Annotated in this window: 21 protein-coding genes; 15 read left to right on the forward strand and 6 right to left on the reverse strand. The window is 64.3% G+C overall.

Annotated features, from left to right (window positions below):
* Window positions 1-7 precede the first annotated feature (7 nt).
* A complete protein-coding gene (gene ccoN, locus C2134_RS11215) occupies window positions 8-1,432 on the reverse strand; it encodes a cytochrome-c oxidase, cbb3-type subunit I (RefSeq protein ID WP_103320060.1) in 1,425 nt (474 codons plus the stop codon).
* A gap of 158 nt (window positions 1,433-1,590) precedes the next feature.
* Between ccoN and C2134_RS21215 the strand changes: the two genes are divergently transcribed.
* The 3 genes from C2134_RS21215 to pepN all read left to right on the forward strand — a co-directional run bounded on the left by C2134_RS21215 (window position 1,591) and on the right by pepN (window position 6,393).
* A complete protein-coding gene (locus C2134_RS21215; RefSeq protein ID WP_146042138.1) occupies window positions 1,591-1,806 on the forward strand; it encodes a hypothetical protein in 216 nt (71 codons plus the stop codon).
* Window positions 1,807-1,890: 84 nt separating this feature from the next.
* Window positions 1,891-3,684: a M61 family metallopeptidase gene (locus tag C2134_RS11220; RefSeq protein WP_103320063.1), complete on the forward strand. Its 1,794-nt coding sequence runs from the start codon at window positions 1,891-1,893 to the stop codon at window positions 3,682-3,684.
* Window positions 3,685-3,774: 90 nt separating this feature from the next.
* Window positions 3,775-6,393, forward strand: a complete 2,619-nt coding sequence (gene pepN, locus C2134_RS11225; protein ID WP_103320065.1) for an aminopeptidase N — start codon at window positions 3,775-3,777, stop codon at window positions 6,391-6,393.
* Between the two features lie 75 nt (window positions 6,394-6,468).
* Here pepN and C2134_RS11230 read toward each other — a convergent pair whose 3' ends face one another.
* Window positions 6,469-6,894, reverse strand: a complete 426-nt coding sequence (locus C2134_RS11230) for an Hsp20/alpha crystallin family protein (RefSeq protein WP_103320067.1) — start codon at window positions 6,892-6,894, stop codon at window positions 6,469-6,471.
* 325 nt (window positions 6,895-7,219) lie between these two features.
* Between C2134_RS11230 and C2134_RS11235 the strand changes: the two genes are divergently transcribed.
* Window positions 7,220-8,137 carry an alpha/beta fold hydrolase gene (locus C2134_RS11235; RefSeq protein WP_103320069.1) on the forward strand — a complete coding sequence of 306 codons (918 nt, stop codon included), beginning with the start codon at window positions 7,220-7,222 and terminating at the stop codon, window positions 8,135-8,137.
* Window positions 8,138-8,169: 32 nt separating this feature from the next.
* Here C2134_RS11235 and C2134_RS11240 read toward each other — a convergent pair whose 3' ends face one another.
* A complete protein-coding gene (locus tag C2134_RS11240; RefSeq protein WP_103320071.1) occupies window positions 8,170-8,736 on the reverse strand; it encodes a YqaA family protein in 567 nt (188 codons plus the stop codon).
* 136 nt (window positions 8,737-8,872) lie between these two features.
* Between C2134_RS11240 and C2134_RS11245 the strand changes: the two genes are divergently transcribed.
* The 8 genes from C2134_RS11245 to C2134_RS11280 all read left to right on the forward strand — a co-directional run bounded on the left by C2134_RS11245 (window position 8,873) and on the right by C2134_RS11280 (window position 18,264).
* Entirely contained in the window at window positions 8,873-9,502 is a 630-nt protein-coding gene (locus C2134_RS11245; protein ID WP_103320073.1) for a 2OG-Fe(II) oxygenase, read from the forward strand.
* Window positions 9,503-9,680: 178 nt separating this feature from the next.
* Window positions 9,681-10,727, forward strand: coding sequence for a PTS fructose transporter subunit IIC (locus C2134_RS11250; protein WP_103320075.1), 1,047 nt, complete (start codon window positions 9,681-9,683; stop codon window positions 10,725-10,727).
* A 24-nt stretch (window positions 10,728-10,751) separates the two neighbouring features.
* Complete coding sequence (locus C2134_RS11255) at window positions 10,752-11,045, forward strand: PTS fructose transporter subunit IIB (RefSeq protein ID WP_071108237.1); 294 nt, start codon at window positions 10,752-10,754, stop codon at window positions 11,043-11,045.
* Window positions 11,046-11,089: 44 nt separating this feature from the next.
* A complete protein-coding gene (ptsP, locus tag C2134_RS11260; protein WP_103320077.1) occupies window positions 11,090-13,582 on the forward strand; it encodes a phosphoenolpyruvate--protein phosphotransferase in 2,493 nt (830 codons plus the stop codon).
* Entirely contained in the window at window positions 13,579-14,775 is a 1,197-nt protein-coding gene (manA, locus tag C2134_RS11265; protein ID WP_103320079.1) for a mannose-6-phosphate isomerase, class I, read from the forward strand. The genes ptsP and manA overlap by 4 nt, the downstream gene beginning before the upstream one ends.
* A 39-nt stretch (window positions 14,776-14,814) precedes the next feature.
* Window positions 14,815-15,633: an AraC family transcriptional regulator gene (locus tag C2134_RS11270; protein ID WP_103320081.1), complete on the forward strand. Its 819-nt coding sequence runs from the start codon at window positions 14,815-14,817 to the stop codon at window positions 15,631-15,633.
* A 50-nt stretch (window positions 15,634-15,683) separates the two neighbouring features.
* Complete coding sequence (gene aroC, locus C2134_RS11275) at window positions 15,684-16,784, forward strand: chorismate synthase (protein WP_103320083.1); 1,101 nt, start codon at window positions 15,684-15,686, stop codon at window positions 16,782-16,784.
* Between the two features lie 58 nt (window positions 16,785-16,842).
* A complete protein-coding gene (locus tag C2134_RS11280) occupies window positions 16,843-18,264 on the forward strand; it encodes an EAL and HDOD domain-containing protein (RefSeq protein ID WP_103320085.1) in 1,422 nt (473 codons plus the stop codon).
* Between the two features lie 268 nt (window positions 18,265-18,532).
* Here C2134_RS11280 and C2134_RS11285 read toward each other — a convergent pair whose 3' ends face one another.
* The 3 genes from C2134_RS11285 to C2134_RS11295 all read right to left on the reverse strand — a co-directional run bounded on the left by C2134_RS11285 (window position 18,533) and on the right by C2134_RS11295 (window position 20,300).
* Window positions 18,533-18,805, reverse strand: coding sequence for a hypothetical protein (locus C2134_RS11285; RefSeq protein WP_199179922.1), 273 nt, complete (start codon window positions 18,803-18,805; stop codon window positions 18,533-18,535).
* A gap of 101 nt (window positions 18,806-18,906) precedes the next feature.
* Window positions 18,907-19,776 (reverse strand): 4-hydroxybenzoate octaprenyltransferase, encoded by an 870-nt coding sequence (gene ubiA / locus C2134_RS11290; RefSeq protein ID WP_439646994.1) that lies wholly within the window; start codon window positions 19,774-19,776, stop codon window positions 18,907-18,909.
* Window positions 19,776-20,300 carry a chorismate--pyruvate lyase family protein gene (locus C2134_RS11295; protein ID WP_233196421.1) on the reverse strand — a complete coding sequence of 175 codons (525 nt, stop codon included), beginning with the start codon at window positions 20,298-20,300 and terminating at the stop codon, window positions 19,776-19,778. Before C2134_RS11295 ends, ubiA begins: the two co-directional genes overlap by 1 nt.
* 99 nt (window positions 20,301-20,399) lie before the next feature.
* On the opposite strand from C2134_RS11295, the gene C2134_RS11300 reads away from it, so the two are divergent.
* Genes C2134_RS11300 through C2134_RS11310 form a run of 3 tightly spaced genes read left to right on the forward strand, consistent with a single transcriptional unit; the run spans window position 20,400 to window position 21,976 of the window.
* A complete protein-coding gene (locus tag C2134_RS11300; RefSeq protein ID WP_103320092.1) occupies window positions 20,400-20,744 on the forward strand; it encodes a CidA/LrgA family protein in 345 nt (114 codons plus the stop codon).
* Entirely contained in the window at window positions 20,741-21,457 is a 717-nt protein-coding gene (locus C2134_RS11305) for an LrgB family protein (protein WP_103320094.1), read from the forward strand. Before C2134_RS11300 ends, C2134_RS11305 begins: the two co-directional genes overlap by 4 nt.
* A 60-nt stretch (window positions 21,458-21,517) precedes the next feature.
* Window positions 21,518-21,976 (forward strand): SixA phosphatase family protein, encoded by a 459-nt coding sequence (locus C2134_RS11310; RefSeq protein ID WP_043620557.1) that lies wholly within the window; start codon window positions 21,518-21,520, stop codon window positions 21,974-21,976.
* The last annotated feature ends 1 nt before the right edge of the window (window position 21,977 follow it).

Consider the following 21,977-nt stretch of genomic DNA (forward strand, 5'->3'; position numbering starts at 1 on the left):
CGCCCCCTTAGTGTGCTTGTGCGGTGACTGCCGGAATCTTGGCATCCACGGCGCGGCCGGCGGAGACGGTGCGGAAGGTGTTGTAAGCCATCAGCAGCATGCCGGACAGGTACAGGGCGCCGCCAAGGAAGCGCACGAAGTAGTAGGGGTAGCTGGCCTTGACCGACTCGGCGAAGGCGTAGGTCAGCGTGCCGTCCGCGTTCAGCGCGCGCCACATCAGGCCCTGGGTCACGCCGGAAATCCACATCGAGGCGATGTACAGCACCACGCCGACCGTGGCCAGCCAGAAGTGCGCCTCGATCAGTTTGACGCTGAACATGGAGTCGCGGCCGAACAGGCGCGGAATCAGGTAGTACATCGAGCCGATGGTGATGAAGCCCACCCAGCCCAGCGCGCCGGAGTGCACGTGGCCGATGGTCCAGTCGGTGTAGTGGGACAGCGCGTTGACGGTCTTGATCGACATCATCGGGCCTTCGAAGGTGGACATGCCGTAGAACGACAGCGAAACCACCAGGAACTTCAGCACCGGGTCGGTGCGCAGCTTATGCCAGGCGCCGGACAGGGTCATGATGCCGTTGATCATGCCGCCCCAGGACGGCGCCAGCAGAATCAGCGAGAACACCATGCCGACGGATTGGGTCCAGTCAGGCAGCGCGGTGTAGTGCAGGTGGTGCGGACCGGCCCACATATAGGTGAAGATCAGCGCCCAGAAGTGCACCACGGACAGGCGGTAGGAGTAAACCGGCCGGCCGGCCTGCTTGGGCACGAAGTAGTACATCATGCCGAGGAAGGCGGCGGTCAGGAAGAAGCCCACGGCGTTGTGGCCGTACCACCACTGCACCATGGCGTCGACGGCGCCGGAATACACCGAATAGGACTTCCACAGCGTCACCGGCACGAAGGCGGAGTTGACGATGTGCAGCAAGGCCACGGCCAGGATGAAGGCGCCGTAGAACCAATTGGCCACATAGATGTGCTTGACCTTGCGGATGGCGATGGTGCCGAAGAATACGATGGCGTACACCACCCAGGTCACGGCGATCAGCAGCTTGATCGGCCATTCCAGCTCGGCGTACTCCTTGCCGAAGGTGAGGCCCAGCGGCAGGGTGATGGCGGCCAGCACGATGACCAGTTGCCACGCCCAGAAGGTGAAGGCGGCCAGCTTGTCTGAAATCAGCCGGACGTTACAGGTACGCTGCACCACATAGTAGGAAGTGGCGAACAGGCCGCAACCGCCAAAGGCGAAAATGACGGCATTGGTGTGCAGGGGGCGCAGGCGGCCAAAGTGGAACCAGGGCCCGAAATTGAGCTCCGGCCATACCAGCTGGGCCGCGATGACCACGCCCACCAACATGCCGACGATGCCCCAGACTACGGTCATGATGGCAAATTGGCGCACCACCTTATAGTTATAAGTGGGTTGCGTTTCCATTAAGGTTTTCTCCAAGGTTGCTAACTCAGAACATGAACAAACCGTAGCGACTTGAACTTTTTCAATGCAGCCCAATCTGCTGCATGAAGCGGTGGCACGTCGCGGGAACCGAAACAGCATGGTTGGGTCAAGTGCTTGACCTGTATCGATAGGCTTCGATGTCTGTATTAGCAGCTCGCCAGCCTTTCCGACAGCACCAAATTCCCATCCAGACCAATGCCTTTATTCTAAATCAAGCATTTACCGCCAACCAGCTGGATGGGCGGCTTGGCCGTTCCGGCATGTTCTTGCCGTGGTACTACTCGCATGGCAATCGTAAACAGTCCAAATTGCCACTCATGCAATTGTATTGGCATGCAGGCAAGGCTTATTGACATGGATCAATACGGCACAATTGGCGGCGCTTGCGGCGCGGTAATGCTAAAATCATCGCGTTTTGCAACGCATGCAGGCAGATCATGATCCAGTCCATCCCAGTACAGTACACTCTGCGGCCGGCATCGCCGGAAGCCCACCTGTTCGAAGTCACGGTTACCGTTTTGCAGCCAGCCAAGAATGGCCAGGTTTTTTTCCTGCCGGCGTGGATTCCCGGCAGTTATATGATACGTGAATTTTCAAAGCATATCGTATCGTTGTCGGCGGAAGCCAGCGGCAAGACGGTGGCATTGCGCCAGCTGGACAAGAACCGCTGGCAGGCCGAGCCGGCCAAGGGCGCGCTGACCCTGCGCTATCAAGTGTACGCCTACGATCTGTCGGTGCGCGGCGCCTATTTGGACGGCGAACGCGGTTTCTTCAACGGCACCAGCGTGTTCCTGGCCGTAGATGGATATCAGGACGAACCGTGCTCGGTCGACATCCACGCGCCGGACAGCAAGTCTTATGCGGATTGGAAAGTGGCCACCAGCCTGCCGGCCGCCGACATCAAGAAGAAGAGCGGCTTCGGCCGCTACCAGGCATCCAACTACGACGAGTTGATCGATCACCCGGTGGAGCTGGGCAATTTCAAAAAAGTCAGCTTCAAGGCCTGCGGCGTGCCGCATGAGTTCGTCGTATCCGGCCGTTTCCAGGGCGATCTGAAGCGCCTGGCCGAAGACACCCGGAAAATTTGCGAATACCAGATCAAGCTGTTTGGCGAGCCGGCGCCGTTCGATCGCTATGTTTTCATGCTGTTTGTCGGCAAAGACATCTACGGCGGCCTGGAGCACCGCGCCTCCACCGCGCTGGTGGCCAATCGCGACGATTTGCCGGCGCCGGGCGCGGCGGAAATCAGCGACGGCTACCTGAAGCTGCTGGGCCTGATCAGCCACGAATACTTCCACAGCTGGAACGTCAAGCGCATGAAGCCGGCGGCGTTCACGCCGTACGACTTGAACCGCGAAGGCCATACCCGCCTGCTGTGGGCGTTTGAAGGCATCACCTCGTATTACGACGACCTGGCGCTGGTGCGCAGCGGCCTGATCGACGAGAAGCGCTACCTGGGTCTGCTGGCCGAAACCATCACCGGCGTGCAACGCGGCGCCGGTAGACTGAAGCAGACCTTGGAGCAGTCCAGCTTCGAAGCCTGGACCAAGTATTACCGCCAGGACGAAAACAGCCCCAACAGCATCGTCAGCTACTACACCAAGGGTTCGCTGGCGGCGCTGGCGCTGGACCTGCTGATCCGCCGCGACAGCAAGGGCAAGCAGTCGCTGGACGACGTGATGCGCGCGCTGTGGGCCAAGTGGCTGGCGGACGGCAAGGGCCTGGAAGAGGACGAGTGGGAAAAGATCGCCATCGAAACCACCGGCCTCAAGCTCAAGCCCTTCTTCGACCTGGCGCTGCGTTCCACGCAAGACCTGCCGCTGGCTGAACTGCTGGCCAGCCAGGGCGTCGAATTGAAATTCGAGGCGGCGCAAGGCGCGTCCGACCGCGGCGGCGTGGTGGACGCCTTCGCCGGCAAGCCCGCGCCGCTGACCTTGGGCGTCAAGACCGCAGGCGATGCCGCCGGCGTCAAGCTGGCCCAGGTGCTGGATGGCGGCGCCGCGCAGGCGGCCGGCCTGTCCGGCGGCGATGTGGTGGTGGCGGTGGACAAGCTGCGCGCCGTCGATCTGGACAAACAGATCGCCCGTTACGCAGCCGGCGACAAGATCAAGCTGCACGCTTTCCGTCGCGACGAGCTGATGAGCTTCGACGTGACGCTGCAGCCTGCCGCCGAGGACACCTGCCGCCTGAAGCTGCTGCCGGATGGCGGCAAGTGGATCGCCAGCCGCTGAGCGGAAACGATACAACAACGAGCGGCGCCAGCAGGCGCCGTTCTGTCTATGCATGAGGCCGGCCACAAGCCGGACGATAAGGAGACACGCATGGCCCAACAGCCGGAAGTGAAGTATCGCAAGGATTACCAGGCCCCGGCCTTTCTGATCGACCGCGTCGATCTGGTGTTCGACATCGAAGATGAATTCACCCGGGTCCATTCCCGGCTGGTGGTCAACCGCAATGGCCAGTCCGCCGCGAGCGAACTGAAGCTGGACGGCAGCGCCAAGCTGATCGCCGTGGTGCTGGATGGCGAAAAGCTGGACGAAACCCGCTATCAGCTGGCCAATGATGTGCTGACCGTGCCCCAGGTGCCGGACAGCTTCATCCTGGAAATCGAAACCGAACTCGACCCGGCGGCCAATACCAGCCTGATGGGCCTGTACGCTTCCAGCGGCAATCTGTTCACCCAGTGCGAGCCGGAAGGCTTCCGCAAGATCACCTACTACCTGGACCGTCCGGACGTGATGGCCAAGTTCACCACCACCATCAAGGCCGACAAGCAGAAGTACCCGGTGTTGCTGTCCAACGGCAACAAGGTCGGCGAGGGCATGGTGGACAAGAAGCGCCACTGGGTTAAGTGGGTGGACCCGTACCGCAAGCCGGCCTATTTGTTCGCGCTGGTGGCAGGCAAACTGGTGGCGCTGAAGGACAAGTTCGTCACCATGCGCGGCCGCGAGGTTCAACTGGAAATCTGGACCGAACCGGCCGATCAGGACAAGACCGCCCACGCGATGGAGTCGGTCAAGCACTCCATGAAGTGGGACGAGGAGCGTTTCGGCCTGGAGTACGACCTCGACATCTATATGATCGTGGCGGTGGGCGACTTCAATATGGGCGCCATGGAGAACAAGGGCCTCAACATCTTCAACACCAAGTACGTGCTGGCCCGCCAGGACACCGCCACCGACACCGACTTCGAAGACATCGAGGCGGTGATCGGCCACGAATACTTCCACAACTGGACCGGAAACCGCGTGACCTGCCGCGACTGGTTCCAGTTGTCCCTGAAGGAAGGCCTGACCGTCTACCGCGATCAGGAATTCAGCGCCGACATGTACAGCCGCGCGGTCAAGCGCATCGACGACGTCAAAGGCCTGCGCATGGCGCAGTTTCCGGAAGACGCCGGCCCGACGGCGCACCCGATCCGTCCGGACAGCTATATCGAGATGAACAACTTCTACACCATGACCGTGTACGAGAAGGGCGCGGAAGTGGTGCGGATGTATGAAACCCTGCTGGGCCGCGAAGGCTTCCGCAAGGGCATGGACCTGTACTTCAAGCGCCATGACGGCCAAGCCGTCACCTGCGACGACTTCCGCGCCGCCATGGCCGACGCCAATGGCGCCGATCTGGAACAGTTCGCGCTGTGGTACAGCCAGGCCGGCACGCCGCGCCTGTCGGTCTCGTCCAGCTACAACCCGGCCGAGCAAAGCTACACCCTGACCGTCAAGCAAAGCTGCCCGGCCACGCCGGGCCAGAACGTCAAGCAGCCCTTCCACATCCCGCTGGCGCTGGGCCTGGTGGGCGCGGACGGCAAGGACTTGCCGCTGCGACTGGCGGGCGAGGCGGAAGCCGTTGGCCCCTCGCGCGTGCTGGACATCAAGGCCGCCGAGCAGAGCTTCACCTTCCTCGACATCCCGGCCGAGCCGGTGCCGTCCTTGCTGCGCGGCTTCTCCGCGCCGGTGAAGCTGGAATACGACTGGCGCGACGACCAGCTGGTGTTCCTGATGGCCAACGACAGCGACAGCTTCTGCCGCTGGGAGGCCGGCCAGACCTTCGCCGAACGTCTGTTCAAGCAACTGATCGCCGATGTGGCCGCCGGCCGCGAGCTGAAGCTGTCCGAAGTGTTCATCGGCGCTTTCCGCTCGGTGCTGAAGGACCACAGCCTGGATCCGTCGTTCAAGTCGCTGATGCTGACGCTGCCGACCGAGGGCGAGATCCTGGAAATGGTGGATGTGGCCGATCCGGCGGTGATCCATCAGGTGCGCGACTTCGTGCTGGATCAGTTGGCGCAGGCGCTGCGCGGCGAATGGCGCGAGGCCTACGAGATGAACCTCACGCGCGAGTACAAGCCGCAGGATTCCGGCAAGCGCAGCCTGAAGAACCGCGCGCTGTGGATGCTGAACCGCCTGGATGACGCCTGGCCGGCCGAAACCGCCGCCAAGCAGTGCCGCGAAGCCGATAACATGACCGACCAGATGGGCGCGCTGCTGGCGCTGCGCGACCGCGACGGCCAGGAGCGCGACGAGTGCTTCACCGCTTTCGCCTCGCGCTGGCAGAACGAAGCGCTGGTGATGGACAAATTCTTCATGCTGATCGGCGGCAGCCAGCTGGCCGGTACGCTGCAGCATGTGGAGGCGGCGCTGCTGCATCCGGCGTTCAGCATCCGGAACCCGAACAAGGTGCGTTCGCTGCTGGGCGCCTTCGGCGCGAACATGTTCCATTTCCATGCGGCGGACGGCAGCGGCTACCGTTTCATGGCGGACCGTATCTTGCAGCTGGACGCGATCAATCCGCAGGGCGCCAGCGGCCTGACCCGCGCCTTCCGTCGCTTGCAGAAGCTGGAGCCGGGCCGTCAGGCGCTGATGCGCGCGGAGCTGGAGCGCCTGGCCAAGGCCGAGCTGTCCAAGGACGTGTACGAGATCGTGTCGAAGATTCTGGCTTGATCCCATTTCTGCATCGATAAAAAAACGCGCTGGGCATCCAGCGCGTTTTTCATGGCAGGGCCGATATCCGGCCGACTACTCAATGCGCAGGCGTTGCCCTGCGCCGCTATTGCGCTTCTTCGGCAACGTCAGGCACAGCACGCCATTTTCATACTTGGCGCTGGCGTCGTCGCGGTCGATGTCCTGCGGCAGCTGGAAGCTGCGCGACACCATGCCGTAGTAGCGCTCGCTGCGCAGTTTCTGCTGATCCTGGTTGGCTTCGTCAAACTGTTTGACCTCGGCCTTGATGGTCACCAAGGGGCCGTCGATCTCGACATGGATGTCCTCCTTGCCGACGCCGGGCAGCTCGGCGTCCACCAGATAAGCCTGCTCGGTTTCCTTCACATCCATCCTGATTTGCGATGGCAGCGCGTTGCCGTGCAACGGCTTGATGAAGAAGCCCGGGGTGAAGTCGCGGAAAAATTCGTCAAACAGGCTATGGCGGGCGGGCAACATGCTCATTTGCTTCTCCTTTCCTATCAGTGGCTTACGGCAGACGCCGTGGTGATAGAGGAGATAGGGGCGGATCGCGCGGGATTCAAGAGTGGGCCGGCCCGACGTTTGATCGATATCAAGCCCTCAGCCACAAACCCGTGAAATCAGTCCAGCCGTTGCCGCCTAGCTGCAGGCTGGCCAGCTGCGGGCTGGCGCGGTTCCGCGAGCGGCTGCGTCTGTGCCGCGCCGGCTGGTTTTGCCGACGCTTCCGCTTTGCCGGGTTCTTTGTCATGATCAAGCGTTTGCTTGAATCGCCGCGCAGACGGCGACGGCATGACCCAGCGAGGAAGCCATGGAGAAACTGCAGCAGGATTGTTATGTGCCGGTGGGCGACGGCGAGAGCTTGTATCTGAAGCGCATCGGCCGCGCCGGCGGCGCGCCGGTGCTGATGGTGCACGGCGTGATGGCCAACGGCCGCATCTTTTATACCGATTCCGGCAAAGGGCTGGCGCACTTCCTGGCCGATGCCGGCTACGACGTCTACGTGGCGGATTTGCGCGGCCGCGGCAAGAGCGAGCCCAAGATCGGTCCGCACAGCCGCCACGGCCAGACCGAAACCATCTGCGAGGACCTGCCGGCGCTGCATGCTTTCATCCGCCACAAAAGCGGCGGCCAGAAGCTGCACTGGATCGCCCACTCCTGGGGCGGCGTGCATATGTCGAGCTGTCTTGTGCGCTTTCCCGACATCGCCGCCGAGGTGGCGAGCGTGGTGTATTTCGGCTCCAAGCGCAGCGTGCGCGTGCGCAACTTCAACAAGCTGGTCGAGGTGGACTTCATGTGGAACACCGCTTCGCGCTGGTTGATCAAGGTGTTCGGCTATTTGCCGGCGCGGCGGATCCGGCTGGGGGCCGATGACGAGAGCGACAAGAGCCATCTGCAAAGCAAGCTGTGGGCGCAGCCCAAACCGTGGATCGATAGCGATGACGGTTTCGACTACGCCGCCGCGGCGCGCGCCGGCCATATGCCGCCCACGCTGTATTTCGCCGCCGTCAACGACCCTTGCCGCGGCCACCCGGAGGACGTGCGCCGTTTCCGGGACGAGTCCGGCCCGCACCTCTCGCGCCTGCATCTGCTGGGGCGGCGCGCCGGCCATCTGCACGACTACAACCACGTGTCGCTGCTGACCCACCCTGATGCGCCGCGTGACCATTTTCCGCTGGCGCTGGACTGGCTGGCCGGAGACTACGACAAGGTGGCCGAGAACTATTAATCGCCAGCCCCTTGATGTTGCGAGCGGGCCGCTCAGAATAATTGGCCCAGCCCGCGCCAGAAGTCGTCCGGCACCCACAATAGCGCCGAGGTGGTGACCAGGTAGCGCAGGAATTTGCCGACGGCCATGTAGCACACGCTGGGCCAGAACGAGATGCGCAGCCAGCCTGCCAAGGTGCACAAGGGATCGCCGATTCCCGGCAACCAGGAAAGCAGCAAGATCGGCGCGCCCCGAAGGCGCATCCAGCGGACGTAGCGTTTGCCCAGCGGTGCTTTGCCAGCTGGCGGCGATGGACTGGCCGCCTGGGCGTGAGCATGGCCATGCTTGCGGTGGCTGCGGCGCAGGCGATAGCGCAGCAGCGCGAGCTTGGCGCCATAGCCCATCCACCAGTCTATGATCCCGCCCAGAGTGTTGCCGAGCGTGGCCACGGCCAGCACGGGCCAGAACATGTCCGGCTTGAGCTTGATGTAGGCGAAGACTGCCGGTTCCGAGCCTAGCGGCAGCAAGGTGGCGGAAACCAGGCTGATCAGGAAAATGGCGGACAGCCCCACTTTGGGCAGGTTCAGCATGTCCAGCAGATAGTTGAGCAGTCCTTCCATGGCATTGGGCTCTAGGCGTGTGGGTGGTCAGGGATGATAGCATCCGCAAAATGTCAGCAAAGCTTGACGTCCGGCATTCGCCTTGCGGCCCGGCTTGTGGTAGAAAGCGTCAGCCCGTTTTTTGAGCAAAACCGACATGACCGCGCTGCAATTCGATCTTGATACCGTTCTCGACACGCTGGCCGAACAAGGCTGGATCGTGCTGCCCCAAGCCTTGCCGGCCGAACTGACCGCCAATCTGCGCCAAGCCTGCCTGCAAGTATGGGACGAAGGCCGCTTCCACGAAGCCGCCACCGGCCGCGCCGATGGCCAGGCGCGGCGCGCAGAAATCCGCTCCGACTCGGTGCTGTGGCTGGATCAGGTAGCCGAGCTGCCGGCCGTCGCGGCATATAACGCCGCGATGGACGAGATCATGCGAGCGGTGAACCGCGGCCTGTATCTGGGCCTGGCCGAGCTGGAGTCCCACTTCGCCGTATATCCGGAAGGCGCGTTCTACAAAAAGCATCTGGACCGTTTTCAGGATGACGACGCCCGCACGCTGACCACGGTGTTTTATCTGAACGAGGACTGGCCGGCCGGCGCCGGCGGCCAGATCCGCCTGTACCTGGATCAGGACTGCCAGCAGTTCATCGATGTGGAGCCGGAGGCCGGCACGCTGGTGTTGTTCCTGTCCGACCGTTTCTGGCACGAGGTGCTGCCGGCCAGGCAGCAACGGCTGTCCGTCACAGGCTGGTATCGCCGCCAGGGTGGCAGCCTGCCCTGGTGAGCCCTAGCGCTCGCATCTGTTTTGACGCCGGCACAGCCGGCGTTTTGATTTGTCTTGTGAGAATGATCCAGCGCGCCGCCGCGATGTCACAAAAGTCCACATCCGGCTGATCTCGCCACTATATCGGCCTTCCATGCCTGCGTTAGCCTAGTTCCATCCACAAATGGAGGAGAACAGCATGCAGGCTCGTCTGGAACAATGGAAGCAGTACCTGCTGACTGGGGTGTCTCACGTCATCCCTTTCATCGCCAGCGGAGGGATTCTGATCGCGCTGGCCATTTCGCTGGCGCCGATGACGGGCAAGGGGCCGGACTTCAGCCACGCGCCGGCGCTGAAGCTGATCATCGATATCGGCGGCAGCGCCTTCGCGCTGCTGCTGCCGGTGCTGGCCGGCTATATCTCCTATGCCCGCGCCGGCAAGCCCGGCCTGGTGGCCGGCATGGTGGGCGGCCAGATCGCCCATACCGTCAATGCCGGCTTCCTCGGCGCACTGATCGCGGGCCTGCTGGCCGGCTGGGTGGTCGAACAGCTCAAGAAAATGCCGGCGCCCAAGGCGCTCAAGCCGCTGATGCCCATTCTGATCATTCCCATCCTGTCCTCGCTGGCCATCGGCGTGCTGATGTTCGAGGTGCTGGGCGTGCCGATTGCCAATCTGATGGTTACGCTGGGCGTCTGGCTCAAGTCCATGGGCGGCGCCAACGCCATGGTGCTGGGCGCGCTGCTGGGGGCGATGGTGGCATTCGACATGGGCGGGCCGATCAATAAAGTGGCGTTCTTCTTTGGCGCCAGCATGATCGCCGAGGGGCAATACCAGGTGATGGGCGCCGTCGCCGCGGCCGTGTGCATTCCGCCGCTGGGCCTGGGCCTGGCCACCAAGCTGCGCAAATCGCTGTGGACAGAGCAGGAGCGTGAAGCCGGCTCCGCCGCGCTGGGCATGGGGATGATAGGTATCACCGAGGGCGCCATCCCGTTTGCCGCGTCCGACCCGCTGCGGGTGATCCCCACCATCGTCGCCGGTTCCGCCCTGGGCGGCATGATCGCCATGCTGGGGGGCGTGGGCGACCACGCGCCGCACGGCGGCCCCATCGTGCTGCCGGTGATAGACAACCGCTGGATGTTCGCGCTGGCCATCGCGGCCGGGGTGCTGCTGGTGGCCGTCACCATCAATCTGCTCAAAGCGCGCGCCGCCGACCGCTTGCCGACCGCCGCGCCCGCCCATGAATAACCGTGTCTTGCCAGGAGAAAGAATATGAAAGTCGTCGCCATTACTGCCTGCCCCACCGGCATTGCCCACACTTACATGGCCGCGGAGAAACTGGAAAGCCTGGGGCGCCAGCTCGGCCATGACATCAAGGTGGAAACCCAGGGCGCCATCGGCATCGAGAACGAGCTGTCCAGCCGCGATATCCAGGCCGCCGACGTGGTGCTGTTGGCGGTGGACATCGCCATAGAGGGCGAGGAGCGCTTCGAGGACAAGCGCGTGGTGCGGGTGCCGATCCAGAACGTGCTGAAGGATGCCAAGGCGGTGTTTGCGCTTCTGTAAATCCGGCTGGCCCGCGCGGGCCGGCGCAGCAAGAAAGCAGTCTTATGTCACACAGTCTTACCCTGATCTGTCCCTTGCCCAACGGCATCCACGCCCGTCCGGCCAGCCGGATCGCAGAATTCTGCGGCGGCTTCCGCGCCGCCATCCGCTGGCGCAACCAGCGCAACGGCCAACTGGCGGACGCCAAGAGCGTGCTCAGCCTGATAGGCGGCGACATCCTGTTCAACGACATCGTCGATATCGAGATAGACGGCGAGTCCGCCGCCGAGGCGGCCAAGCAATTGCAAGACTTCCTGCGCGACACCTTGCCGCATTGCGACGAGGCGCTGTCGGCCGAACCGGCCGCCAGCCGCGCCCTGCCGCGCGCGCTGGCCGAGCTGTCGCCGTCGCCGTGTTTCGGCCAGCCGGCCGGGCAGGGCGTGGCGATAGGCGAGTTGTGCGAGCATCGCGGCTACCGCTTTCCCGCAGTTGACGCGCTGCCGGCTTCGCGCGGCGAGCCGCATGAGCGCGAAGCCTTGCGCCAGGCGCGGGAGGCGCTGGCGCAGCGGCTGCAGCAGGAAACGGAGCGCCAGTCTGGCCAGGCCGCGGCCATCGCGCAGGCCCATCTCGCCATTTTGTGCGATGCCGATTTTGACGCCCGCTTGAGTCAGGCGCTGCGGCAGGGGTTGGGCGCGGCGGCGGCGGTGGCGGCCACCGTGGCCTACTACCGCGACATGCTCGGCCAATCGGCCAGCGAGTATCTGCGCGAACGCGAAATCGACATCCGCGACGTGGGCCGCGGCTTGCTCGAATATCTGCATCCGCAGGACGCGCCGGCCGCGACGGCATGGCCGGCCGCCGCCGTGCTGTGGGCCGAGGACCTGGCGCCGAGCGAGCTGCTGGCGCTGGACCGAAGCCGCGTCCGCGGCCTGCTGCTGGGCCGCGGCGGCCTCACCTCGCATACCATCATCCTGGCGCGGGCCTTCTCGCTGCCGGTGCTGACCGGCGTGCCGCGCGCGGCTATCGCCGCCAGTCTGGGCCGGACGGCGGTGCTCGATGCCGGGTTGGGCGCGCTGTTTCTCGCGCCGCCAGCGCCAGTGCTGGACTACTACCGCGAAGAGGCGGCCTTGCTGGAGGCCAGGCGGCAACGCGAGGCGCAGGCCAGCCAGGGCGAGAGCCGCAGCGCCGACGGCTGCCGCCTGGAACTGGCCGTGAACATCGCCTCCGCCGAAGAGGCGCAACTGGGCTTTGCCCAGGGCGCGGACGGCGTGGGCCTGTTCCGCACCGAGATGCTGTTCATGGAGGCGGACACGCCGCCAAGCGAGGAGAGCCAGTTCCAGCATTATGCCGAGGTGGTGCGGCTGGCGGCCGGCCGCCCGGTGATCATCCGCACCTTCGACATCGGCGGCGACAAGCCGGCGCGCTGCCTGCCGGCGCCGGCGGAGAGCAACCCGTTTCTGGGTTATCGCGCCATCCGCATGTATCCGGACCAGGAGGCCGTGTTCCGCGCCCAGCTGCGGGCCATTCTGCGCGCGTCCGCGCTGGGGCCGGTCAAGGTGATGATCCCCATGGTCGCCACGCTGGCGGAGGCGCGCTGGGCGCGCCGCGTGCTGGACGAGGAGCGCGCGGCGCTCGGTCTGGCGCGGCCGGTGCCGTTGGGCATCATGCTGGAGGTGCCGTCGGTGCTGTTCCAGCTGGACGCCTTTTGCCGCGAGGTGGATTTCTTCAGCGTGGGCAGCAACGATCTCACGCAGTATCTGTTTGCCGCGGATCGCGACAACGAGCGCGTGGGCGCGCTGTACGACAGCCTGCATCCGGCGTTTTTGTCGGCGCTCGCCCAGGCAGTGAAAACCATCCATCGTCACGGCCGCTGGATAGGCCTGTGCGGCGAGGTGGCGGCGTCGCCGCATGCCTTGCCGCTGCTGCTGGGCATGGAACTGGACGAGCTGAGCATGAGCGCGCCGTCTCTGCAGGCATGCCGGCGCAGGCTGCGCGAACTCGATGCCGGCGAGTGCCGCGGCTTGCTGCAACAGGCGCTGAGCTGCGAAGACGGCGCGGCGGTGCGCGCGCTGGTGGAGGCGCACGGCGCGCGCGGCAAGCTGCCGATGCTGACTGCGGAATGTCTGCTGCCGAGCATGGCCTGGCGCAGCAAGGCGGCCGCGATCAAGGGGCTGGTGGATCGGCTGTGGCTGCTGGAACGCTGCGATGACCGTTACGGTATGGAGGAGGACTTGTGGCTGCGCGAGCAGGCTTACTCCACCGGCCTCGGGCACGGCTTCGCCATTCCGCACGCCAAATCCAAGCATGTGCTGCATCCCACTCTGTGCCTGGCCAAGCTGCAACAGCCGGTGGACTGGGGCGCCAGCGATGGCCAGCCGGTGGACATGGTGCTGCTGATCGCCTTCAATGCCAGCGATGCCGGGGCCGAGCATCTGAAATTCTTCTCGCGTCTGGCGCGGCTGGTCATGCACGAGGACTTCCGCCGCCAGCTGCGCGAGGCATCCGATCCGCAACGGCTGCTGACGCTGCTGCAGGCGCGGCTGGAGGGCGCGGCATGAGCGCCTATCCGCTGCACGGGCTGGCCCAGCATTATGCCTGGGGAGGCCGCCGCTTCATTCCGCGCTTGCTGAACTGGCCGGCGGAAGACGCCGAGCGGGTGGCCGAGTGGTGGCTGGGCGCGCACGAGGATGCGCCGTCGGTGATCATGACGGCGCACGGACCGCAACCGCTGCACTACGCCATCGCCCATCAGCCCGAGCGTTTCCTGGGGATGGACGTGCGCGCCAGACATGGCGACCGGCTGCCGTTTCTGCTCAAGGTGCTCGATGTGGACGCGCCGTTGTCCATCCAGGTGCATCCGGACGCGGAGCAGGCGCGCGCCGGTTTCGCCCGCGACAATGCCGCCGGCCTGGCCGCGCAGGACCGCCGGCGCCATTACCGCGATCCGTTTCCTAAGCCGGAGATGATGGTGGCGCTGTCGCCGTTCTGGCTGCTGCACGGTATGCGCGCGGACGCGGAAATCGATGCGCTGCTGGCGCGCCAGCCGGAGTGGGTGCCGTTGCGGCAGCGTCTGGCCGAGGAGGGCGGCGCCAGCCTGTACCGTCATCTGTTGCGCCTGCCGCAGCCGGAGGTGACAGCGTTGCTGGCGTCACTGTGGCAACGGCTGGCGCGGCAGCCGCCTGCCGGGCCGGACGACCCCGATCATTGGGCCGCGCGGCTGGCCGATGCGCGGCGCGAGGACCGCGGCGTGTTCGGCTGCTATCTGCTCAATCTGGTGGGGCTGCGGCCGGGCGAGGCCATCTTCCAGCCGGCGCGCCTGCCGCACGCTTATTTGCATGGACGCAATGTCGAGCTGATGGCGAACTCGGATAATGTATTGCGCGCGGGCCTGACCGACAAGCCGGTGGACGTGGAGGCCTTGCTGGAAGTCATGGAGGGTGCCGCGGCGCGGCCGCGCGTGATATCCGCGCCGGACGGCTGCGGCCTGCAGCCGTATCCGCGTTGCGGCGGCGAATATTTCGCGCTGGACCAGCTGCTGTTGGGAGAAGGGGAGGCCGCCTCCTGGCGGGCCGGCGGACCGGAAGTGTTGCTGGTGGTCGATGGCAACCTGCAGGTGCGGCATGCCGAGGGCGAGATCGAATTGGCGCAGGGACAAAGCGCGCTGTTGCTGCCCGGCACGCGCTGCGAGGCTAAGGCCGGCCGGCTGGCGCTGGCCTACCGCACGTTTTGCCCGCCGTCCCCCCTGTGTTAGCGTGTGGCGGCAAGGAGTGTGAGGAATGAATGTAAAAGCATGGCGTCGCCTTCTTCGTTTCGCCTGAGCTGGCCGTCCACGCTGAGGCGGCTGTGCCACGCTCCGGCTGGCAAGCATGTGCCGGCCGGGGCTTATCAGGTGCACTTCCCGCGCTTGGAGCTGGTGCTGTCCAATCGCTACCACTACGGCCACGAGGGCTGTGAGAACGGCTGCCTTTCGGCGCAGGAGGCCCTGTTCATTCCGGCGGAGCACTGGTCGCTGCCCAACTGGTGCGCCAACGGAGAAGTGCTGCACATCCTGTTCGATTACGCCAGGATCGGTTTCAGCCTGGTGCGTTCCGGTCCGCAGGGCGTGATCAGCACGCACAAGGAAAGCATGGTGCTGGCGCAGCGCGGCAGCCTGAATGGCATGCTGGATGTGCTGGCCGGGCTGTGCCGCGACGGCGCCTCCTCGGAGGTGCTGCGGCTGCAGGGGCAGGCGCTGCTGGCCTTGCTGCAGACACTGTACGATGAAGCGCGCGACAGTCATTGGCAACAAGGCGGCAACCAGTTCCGCGCCATCTGCCTGTATATCAGCGAGCATCTGTACGCGCCCCTGACGCGCGAGGACGTGGCCCTGCGCTTCGGCATCTCCACCACGCATCTGTCGCGCCTGTTCCGCCAGCATCTGGGACACGGTTTCTGCGAGTTTCTGGCCCAGGCGCGGCTGGATCTGGCCAAGGCCTTGCTGCGGCAAGGCCAGCTTGCCTTGCCCGCAGTGGCGGCGCGCTGCGGCTATGTGGACGTCAATTATTTTCACCGCGTGTTCAAGCAGCGTTTCTTGATGACGCCGGCCGCGTATCGACGCGAGTTCGCCTGATCGCTCATGCTAGAATCGATCGCATAGACGAAAACAGCAGGGGATCGCAGATGTCAGGCAGCAGCATGGGTCGATTGTTTACCGTTACTTCTTTTGGCGAAAGCCACGGGCCGGCCATAGGCTGCGTGGTGGACGGCTGCCCGCCGGGCCTGGCGCTGACCGAGGCCGATATCCAGATCGAACTGGACCGCCGCAAGCCCGGCACCAGCCGCCACGTCACCCAGCGCCGCGAGCCGGATACCGTGGAAATCCTGTCCGGCGTGTACGAAGGCAAGACCACCGGCACGCCGATCGCGCTGTTGATCCGCAATACCGACCAGCGCAGCAAGGACTACGGCAATATCGCCGACACCTTCCGTCCCGGCCACGCCGACTACTGCTACTGGCACAAATACGGCACCCGCGATCCGCGCGGCGGCGGCCGCTCGTCGGCGCGCGAGACGGCGGTGCGCGTGGCGGCCGGCGCCATCGCCAAGAAATGGCTGCATGAGAAGCACGGCATCGTGATTCGCGGCCACATGACGCAGATCGGCGAAGTGCAGATGCCGTTCAAGGGCTGGGAGCATGTGGGGCAGAACCCCTTCTTCAGCGCCGACCCGGACGTGGTGCCGCGGCTGGAGGAATACATGGACTCCATCCGCAAGAGCCTGGACTCCATCGGCGCGCGGCTGCGCGTGGTGGCGGACAATGTGCCGGTGGGCTGGGGCGAGCCGGTGTTCGACCGGCTGGACGCCGACATCGCTTACGCCATGATGAGCATCAATGCGGTCAAGGGTGTGGAGATCGGCGCCGGTTTCGGCTGCGTGACGCAGAAAGGCAGCGAGCATGGCGATGAGCTGACGCCCGAGGGCTTCGCCAGCAACCACGCCGGCGGCGTGCTGGGTGGCATTTCCACCGGCCAGCAGATCGACGTGTCCATCGCCATCAAGCCGACGTCTTCCATCGCCCAACCGCGCCGCTCCATCAATAAGCAGGGCGAGCCCATCCTGATGGAAACCCATGGCCGCCATGATCCTTGCGTGGGCATCCGCGCCACGCCCATCGCCGAGGCGATGCTGGCGCTGGTGCTGATCGACCACGCCTTGCGCCACCGCGCGCAGTGCGGCGACGTGCGAGTGGAAACCCCGAGAATTGCCGGTCGCATCGGCTAGAATTCTATCTGGATACCGGTTTGCGGGGGAGGCGGCCGGTGCAACATAGGATCCCAACATGCTGAAAAGCCTGATCGATGGCCTGACTGGACGTCTTAAAAAGACCACTGTAGAAGAAACGCGCCCGCCTGCGTCGCCGGACATGTCTGACACTACGATGTTGGAGCTGCCGCCGGAATTGCCGGCGGAGGAACTGCCGGCGACGCTGGGCTTTGTTTCGCACCAGCCGGTGATGGATAAGCAGCGCCGGGTGGTGGCCTATGATTTCTTCGTCCGCCAAGGCAAGCGCAACATCGAGGCCGGCAAGCAGCAGGAGTTTGACCGGCTGCTGCTGTCGACGCTGCACAATATGGACATCTTCCGCCTGCTGGCCTACCGCCGCGCCTTCGTCCATATCGCGATGACCTCGCTGGACGAACCGCTGCTGCGCAGCATGCCGGCCGGCAGCGTGATTTTCGTGCTGGAGGCGGTGCCGGGCATGGAAGTGTCCGAGTTCATGCTGGGTCAGCTGGACGATCTGCAAAAGCTGGGCCTGCGCTTCGCGCTGGAGCCGGCAGCCTACGACCAGACCATACTGACGCCCGGCCTGCAGGCTGATCTGTTTGGCCGCATGGACTACATGGTGCTGGATTTCGCCGGTCCATCCACCCGGGTATTGGCGCCGATTCTCGACCAGCTGCCCAAGCGCTATCCGGCTGTGCGCTGGATCGCCCGCAATGTCGGCACCGCCGAAGACCTGGATGTTTGCCTGCGCGCGCCTGGGCACAATCGCTTCGCCCTGTTCCACGGGCCGTTCGTCATCACCGCGCATTCGCTGGAAGGCGGCAAGGTGGACAATAGCCAGACCCGCGTCCTGCAGATCATGCGGCTGCTGCGTGCCAATGCCGAGGCTAAGGAGGTGGAGGCGCAGTTCAAGCTGGACTCGGTGCTGCTGTTCAAGCTGCTGCGCTTCATCAACTCGCCTATCCATGGCCTGGCGCGCAAAGTGCAGACCATCGAGGAAACCTTGCTGCTGTTGGGCCGGGAGACCATGTTCAAGTGGCTGTCCATGCTGCTGTTCACCTCGCGCAAAGAGGATGGCAACGCCATCGCGCTGCTGGAGAAATCGCTGATCCGCGCCCGCTTCATGGAAAAGCTCGGCAGCTACCGCGGCAACAAGCTGGAGGCGGAGCACCTATTCCTGACCGGCATGTTTTCATTGCTGGACGTGCTGCTGAACATTCCGTTTCCGGATGTGCTGGACCCGCTGGAATTGCCGCTGACCGTTCGCGAGGCGGTGATCGAGCAAAAGGGCATCTTCGCCCCACATCTGGCGCTGGCGCTGGCCTGCGAGCATGGCGACAATGTGCAGATCGAAGCGCATGCCAAGGTGCTGAGTCTCGATATCGACATGGTCAATCAGTACTACCTGGATTCCGTGGTCTGGGCGCAGGTGGTGCTGCGAGACAGCGAAGTGCACAACAATGTCGAAGCGGTTTGAAATCAATCCTTATTGAGGCTGGCCCGCGATGATCGCGGGCTTTTTCATTTTGAAAGGCTGCGGCATCTGTATAGCGTTTGCGCCGTCATGTTTTGGGTTTGGAAAATCGAAATCGTATGGTCTGGGCGCGGGAAGACGGTTTTCTGCAATACATGATCGATTTGCCTGATCAGGATGCTGAGCCTGCCCCGCGTATTAAAAATGCCGCCCACTCGCTGGAGTGGGCGGCATGGCTCCCGCGAGGGAGCTTTTTTCATGGCAGCAAGGCTTACTTGGCGGCGGAAGCAGCCTTATGGCCAGCCTTGTGCTTTTCATGAGCCGCGCCGGACGCGTGCTTCTTGTGCGTCTTCTTGTGGTGCGACTTCTTGTGTTCAGCCTTGTGTTCAGCCTTGTGTTCCATCTTCTTTTCAGCGGCCGGGGCGGAAGCGGCCGGGGCGGCGAAAGCGGAACCAGCGAAAGCAGCAGCGATCAGAGCAGCCATCAGTTTTTTCATGATGTTCACCTTCCTGTGTGACTTATTGGTATTGGCGTGTTTTGCCATCGGGCAGCGCCCGACCTTGTTCAGAGCAGGGAAGCGATGGGAAGTTCATGAGATATGGTTGATGCAAGGGTAATTTATTGTAAATGGCATATTTTACCCATTTACACTAAGTAGCTCAGCGCCAAGCCTGCGAACACGACTGCCCCCACGCGGTTGTTGTCGAGGAAGGCCTTGAAGCATTTGGCGCGATCGCGGTGCTGGATGTCGCGGTACTGCAGCGCCATCAGCGCGGCGGCCGCCGCCAGCCCCAGGAAATACGGCCAGGCCAGCGCCAGATGCAGTCCGATGCCGGCCATCAGCGCCAGGAAAACGGCGTGGCAGGCCATGATGCCGGCGACATCGTAATCGCCCAGCGTGATGGCGGAGGTCTTGATGCCCAGCTTCAGGTCGTCCGGCTTGTCCGCCATGGCGTAGGCGGTGTCGTAGGCGATGACCCAGAACAGGTTGGCCAGCAGCAGCAGCCAGGCCAGCGCCGGCACCGCGCCGGTTTCGGCGGCGAAGCCCATGGGAATGCCGAAGGAGAAAGCAATGCCCAGATAGGCCTGGGGCATCGGGAAGAAGCGCTTGGTGAACGGATAGCTGGCCGCCACCAGCAGGGCCGGCACGCTGAGCAGTTTGGTCAGGGTGTTCAAGGGCAGCACCAGCAGGAAGGACAGCAGGGCAAGGAAGGCGGCCAGGAACAGCGCCTCTTTCTGGCTGACCGCGCCGCGGGCGAAAGGCCGCTGGCTGGTGCGCGCCACGTGGGCGTCGAAGTCGCGGTCGGCGTAGTCGTTGATCACGCAGCCGGCCGAGCGCATCAGGAAGGTGCCCAGGCAGAAGATGGCGACGATGGGCAGATGCGGCCTGCCGCCCGTGGCCAGCCACAGCGCCCATAGCGTGGGCCACAGCAAGAGCAGCGTGCCGATAGGCTTGTCCCAGCGCATCAGTTGGCGGTAGTTCTCGTATCGGTCGCGGATCCGGGCGGACGAAATCACAGCAAATCCTTCAGGGCGGGCAAAAACAGTTCGGTCAGCAGCAGCGGCGAGCCGTGCAGCAGGAAGCGGCAGCGCCGCGCGGGGTAGCATGCCGCGGTTTGCGTCTGCGCCGCGGCGGCGGCCAGTGGATGGCTGGCATCCAGCAAGCCATAGCGCAAAGGGTCGCGGCGCAGTTCCGGCAGTTCGCCGAACAGCGTCAGTCCCAGCGAGCGGCTGCCGCGCTCCAGCACCGGCAGCCAGTGCGGGCAGCCGGGGCGCGCCACGCTGCGCGCGTACACCACTGGCGTATCGTCCAGCGTCAACAGCACGTGTCGGGCGTATGCTGGCGAATGCGGCGCGGCATCCAGCGCGTCGGTCTCATCCTGCAGCGTCTGGTTGACGCCTTGCTGCAGCACGCGCACGGCAAAGCGGCGGCCGCTGGCTTGCAGGCGCAGGCTCAATGAGCCGGGCTCGGTCAGACAGTCCAGCACCGAATCGGGCAGGACGGGCGGCGCGGGGCGCCACAGGGCATTGTTAACCATGGCGCGCATTATGCCAAAAGCCGTTGCGGCTTGTCGCCTGTGGCGGTATCCGCCGCCAATCTCTTGCCTTTATCATGAGGCGCAGAAGGGAGGCGAACGATGCTGGATCTGATCTTGTGTTTGCTGGGTTTTCAATTATTGGGCGAAGCGCTGACGCGCGCTTTGGGCTGGCCCTTGCCAGGGCCGGTGTTGGGGCTGTTGCTGCTGTTCGCGGCTTTGTGGCTGCGCCGCGGCGTGCCGGCCATGCTGCAGCGCGAGACGCCGCGTTTTCTCGGCCACATGTCGCTGCTGTTCATTCCGGCGGGCGGCGCCCTGATGGCTTATGCGCCCTTGCTGCGCGTTCACGGCTGGCAACTGGCGCTGATTCTGCTGGCTTCTTCGGTCATCACGCTCTTGGTTACCGGCGCGGTGTTGAAACTGTTGCTGCGGCGGAGGCTCCAATGAGCGGAGCCATTAGCCAGACCGTGCTCGATTCGCCGCTCACAGGCATATTTGTCACGTTGCTGGCGTATCGTTTGGCGCTGGCCGCCAACCGCCGCTGCGATGGCCACCCGCTGTCCAATCCGGTGCTGCTGGGCGTGTTGCTGGTGCTGGGTTGGTTATGGCTCAGCGGCAGCAGTTATCAGCAGTACATGAATGGCGCCCGTTTCATCCAGCTGATGCTGGGACCGGCCACGGTGGCGCTGGCGGTGCCCTTGTACGGCAATCTGTCGCGCTTGAAGCGCGCTGTCATGCCGCTCTCGGTCAGCATCTGCGTCGGCGGGCTGACCGGCATGCTCAGCGCGGCCGGACTGGGTTGGTGGCTGGGACTGGATGCGCCGGTGCTGGTGTCGCTGGCTACGCGGGCGGTGACCACGCCGATCGCGATGAGCCTGGCCGGCAGCCTGGGCGGCGTACCGGAACTGGCGGCGATGTTCGTCATCGTGTCGGGGATTGTCGGGGCAGTCATCGCGCCGCCGCTGTTTGCGCTGCTGGGCTGGCACGACGACATGTTGCTGGGGGTAGCCACCGGCGTCAGCGCCCACGGCATCGGCACGGCAAGAGTCTTCCATTTGTCCGAGGCCGCAGGGGCGTTTGCCGGGTTGGCGATGGGTTTGAATGGCGTTTTCACCGCGATGCTGCTGCCATGGCTGGTGCGCTGGGTGCACCTCGGTTAGCATGCAGGGCGCGCCCGGCTTGGCTTGATGACCAGCAGGGCGGATAACAAGGAGAATGATATGGATTTGATTTTATGGCGCCACGCCGAGGCCGAGGAAGGCGTTGACGATTTGGCGCGCGCGCTGACCCGGCGCGGGCAGCAGCAGGCCAGCCGCATGGCGTCCTGGCTGCGCAACCGTTTGCCGGAGCATTACGTGCTGCTGGCTTCGGAAGCGGTGCGTTCGCAGCAGACGGCGGCCTATCTGGCCAAGAGCTACACCGTTTTGCCGGAGCTGAATCCGGGCGCGGAGGTGGACGATGTACTCCGCGCGGTAGGTTGGCCGGAGGCCGGCGGCACCGTGGTGGTGGCGGGGCATCAGCCTTACATCGGCTGGCTGGCGGCCAGACTGTTGGCGGAGCAGCAGCAGATGTGGAGCGTCAAGAAGGGCTCGGTGTGGTGGTTGAATCACCGCGAGCGCCATGGCATCGAACAGGTCAGGCTGAAGCTGATGCTGACGCCGGGGATGCTGGACCCGTGAG

It is taken from the genome of Chromobacterium sinusclupearum (assembly GCF_002902845.1).
Classification (GTDB): Bacteria; Pseudomonadota; Gammaproteobacteria; order Burkholderiales; family Chromobacteriaceae; genus Chromobacterium; species Chromobacterium sinusclupearum.

Excerpts from the sequence above, each read along its gene's own strand:
- manA (WP_103320079.1), top strand. The coding sequence starts at position 13,579 with ATGAGCGCCTATCCGCTGCACGGGCTGGCCCAGCATTATGCCTGGGGA.
- C2134_RS11270 (WP_103320081.1), top strand. The coding sequence starts at position 14,815 with ATGGCGTCGCCTTCTTCGTTTCGCCTGAGCTGGCCGTCCACGCTGAGG.
- C2134_RS11305 (WP_103320094.1), top strand. The coding sequence starts at position 20,741 with ATGAGCGGAGCCATTAGCCAGACCGTGCTCGATTCGCCGCTCACAGGC.
- C2134_RS21215 (WP_146042138.1), top strand. The coding sequence starts at position 1,591 with ATGTCTGTATTAGCAGCTCGCCAGCCTTTCCGACAGCACCAAATTCCC.
- C2134_RS11240 (WP_103320071.1), bottom strand. The coding sequence starts at position 8,736 with ATGGAAGGACTGCTCAACTATCTGCTGGACATGCTGAACCTGCCCAAA.
- C2134_RS11245 (WP_103320073.1), top strand. The coding sequence starts at position 8,873 with ATGACCGCGCTGCAATTCGATCTTGATACCGTTCTCGACACGCTGGCC.
- C2134_RS11295 (WP_233196421.1), bottom strand. The coding sequence starts at position 20,300 with ATGGTTAACAATGCCCTGTGGCGCCCCGCGCCGCCCGTCCTGCCCGAT.
- C2134_RS11220 (WP_103320063.1), top strand. The coding sequence starts at position 1,891 with ATGATCCAGTCCATCCCAGTACAGTACACTCTGCGGCCGGCATCGCCG.
- C2134_RS11255 (WP_071108237.1), top strand. The coding sequence starts at position 10,752 with ATGAAAGTCGTCGCCATTACTGCCTGCCCCACCGGCATTGCCCACACT.
- C2134_RS11230 (WP_103320067.1), bottom strand. The coding sequence starts at position 6,894 with ATGAGCATGTTGCCCGCCCGCCATAGCCTGTTTGACGAATTTTTCCGC.
- C2134_RS11235 (WP_103320069.1), top strand. The coding sequence starts at position 7,220 with ATGGAGAAACTGCAGCAGGATTGTTATGTGCCGGTGGGCGACGGCGAG.
- aroC (WP_103320083.1), top strand. The coding sequence starts at position 15,684 with ATGTCAGGCAGCAGCATGGGTCGATTGTTTACCGTTACTTCTTTTGGC.
- C2134_RS11250 (WP_103320075.1), top strand. The coding sequence starts at position 9,681 with ATGCAGGCTCGTCTGGAACAATGGAAGCAGTACCTGCTGACTGGGGTG.
- ptsP (WP_103320077.1), top strand. The coding sequence starts at position 11,090 with ATGTCACACAGTCTTACCCTGATCTGTCCCTTGCCCAACGGCATCCAC.
- pepN (WP_103320065.1), top strand. The coding sequence starts at position 3,775 with ATGGCCCAACAGCCGGAAGTGAAGTATCGCAAGGATTACCAGGCCCCG.
- C2134_RS11300 (WP_103320092.1), top strand. The coding sequence starts at position 20,400 with ATGCTGGATCTGATCTTGTGTTTGCTGGGTTTTCAATTATTGGGCGAA.
- C2134_RS11310 (WP_043620557.1), top strand. The coding sequence starts at position 21,518 with ATGGATTTGATTTTATGGCGCCACGCCGAGGCCGAGGAAGGCGTTGAC.
- ccoN (WP_103320060.1), bottom strand. The coding sequence starts at position 1,432 with ATGGAAACGCAACCCACTTATAACTATAAGGTGGTGCGCCAATTTGCC.
- C2134_RS11280 (WP_103320085.1), top strand. The coding sequence starts at position 16,843 with ATGCTGAAAAGCCTGATCGATGGCCTGACTGGACGTCTTAAAAAGACC.
- C2134_RS11285 (WP_199179922.1), bottom strand. The coding sequence starts at position 18,805 with ATGGCAAAACACGCCAATACCAATAAGTCACACAGGAAGGTGAACATC.